General features: G+C 71.2%; 1 pseudogene. It reads right to left on the bottom strand.

The annotated features are described in order from the left end of the window. Positions 1–219, bottom strand: a pseudogene (locus tag QWJ41_RS21675) (TIGR03960 family B12-binding radical SAM protein); the annotation flags it as partial.

Raw genomic sequence — 219 nt, 5'->3', positions numbered from 1 at the left:
CACGGCCTCGATCGAGCCGTCCTCGGCGTGCACCACGTCGTAGAACTTCGGCACGTAGACGTTGCCGGTCACCGCGAGGCGGCGCAGCAGCTCGTCGCGGCCGCCGGGGCGGCCCACGCCCTTCCACTCGCGCACCACCTCGGAGATCGCCAGCACGACCTCCTCGCCGTCACCGAGCACGGCGGCGTCGATGAAGTCGGCGATCGGCTCGGGGTTGAA

The organism is Nocardioides cremeus, assembly GCF_030518195.1.
In the GTDB taxonomy this organism is placed as follows: Bacteria; Actinomycetota; Actinomycetes; order Propionibacteriales; family Nocardioidaceae; genus Nocardioides; species Nocardioides cremeus.
This window is presented reverse-complemented; position numbering and strand designations above follow the sequence as displayed.